Here is a 1,348-nt window from a genome sequence, read left to right on the forward strand (position 1 = left end):
GTTCCTCGCGGTGCTCGACCACGACGAGTGCGTCACGCTCGTCTCGATCGAGCCGCGGCACGCGGTCGCCTCGGTCGCGCAGCGCCCCGGGACGCGGCATCCGGTCACGCGCGGAGCACCGGGCAAGGCGATCCTGTCGCTGCTGCCCCCGCCGTCGTGGCCGGCCGAGGTGACACCCGCCCTCGCCGCGGAGGTGACGGATGCCGCGGCCCGCGGCTTCGCGACGAGCCACGACGAGGTCATCCCGACGCTGCGCGCGGTCGCCGTGCCGCTCACGCTGCGTGGGCGCGAGCCGGCGTCGATCGCAGTGGTCTACGTCGCAAGCTCTCACGACGACGCCCAGATCGCGGCGCGTCTGGCCAGGTCGGCCAGCACGATCCGCGAGGCGCTCGGCGGTTGACGCCTCAGCCCGTGGTCGGGAACTCCGTGACGAAGCGGACGTCGTGCACCGCGACCCGCTGCGGCACGCCGTCGAAGGCCTCCGCGCGGGCATCCGACGCCATGTACGTCTTCTCGCGGTCGAGGAATGCCGCCTCATCGCCGGGGGCGCTCACAGCCCACACGAACTCGTTCGTCTCGCGCAGACCGTAGGCGAACTCGATCTCGAAGCCGGCGGCGGGCCGGACCTTCGGCATCCATCGCTGCCACCAGTCGACGAACGCGTCGTACTCTCCCTCGACGAGCGTGTAGCGGCGCAGCTGGATCGTCTTCATACTGTCCATCATGGCGGAAGTCCTATACTCGACTCGTCCGGCGGGGACGATCCCGCCGGTGCTCGAAAAATGGGCACGCAGCGCGAGCGCGCGAGACACATACGGCCTGAAATCCGTTCCGTTTCGCTGGAGTCCTCCCATGCCCACCGTGTCTGCTCACGTCGCTCTCACCCTCGCCCGCCACATCGACCACGTGTTCGGGGTGATGGGCAACGGCAACGCGTACTTCCTCGACGCGCTCGAGCGCTCGACCGACGTCGAGTTCACCGCCGTGCGCCACGAGGCCGGTGCCGTCGTCGCCGCCGATGCCTTTCATCGCGCGTCCGGCCGCCTGGCCGCGGCGACCTCGACGTACGGCGCCGGGTTCACCAACACGATCACCGCCCTCGCCGAGGCCGTGCAGGCGCACGTGCCGCTCGTGCTCGTCGTCGGCGACGAGCCGACCTCGGGCCCGCGCCCGTGGGACGTCGATCAGATCGCGCTCGCATCGGCGGTGGGTGCGCGCACGTACACCGTGGGGCGAGCGGATGCCGCGGCCACGACGGTCATCGCGATCGAGCACGCGCTCACCTATCGTGTGCCCACCGTGCTCGCGATTCCCTACGATGTCGCGGCGCTCGACGCCGGGCCGCTCC

General features: G+C 71.0%; 2 protein-coding genes and 1 pseudogene. 2 read left to right on the forward strand and 1 reads right to left on the reverse strand.

The genetic code is table 11. From position 1 onward, the window contains the following. A pseudogene (locus tag EIO58_RS18040) lies at window positions 1-400 on the forward strand (ArsR family transcriptional regulator); the annotation flags it as partial. A 4-nt stretch (window positions 401-404) separates the two neighbouring features. Here the strand turns inward: EIO58_RS18040 and EIO58_RS18045 are convergent. Next, a complete protein-coding gene (locus tag EIO58_RS18045) occupies window positions 405-725 on the reverse strand; it encodes a hypothetical protein (RefSeq protein ID WP_240659013.1) in 321 nt (106 codons plus the stop codon). 127 nt (window positions 726-852) lie between these two features. On the opposite strand from EIO58_RS18045, the gene EIO58_RS18050 reads away from it, so the two are divergent. Beyond that, window positions 853-1,348 (forward strand): thiamine pyrophosphate-binding protein (locus tag EIO58_RS18050; protein WP_164861869.1); only part of this gene is annotated, 496 nt, incomplete at its 3' end.

It is taken from the genome of Microbacterium sp. CPCC 204701, assembly GCF_004010105.1.
Taxonomy (GTDB): Bacteria; Actinomycetota; Actinomycetes; order Actinomycetales; family Microbacteriaceae; genus Microbacterium.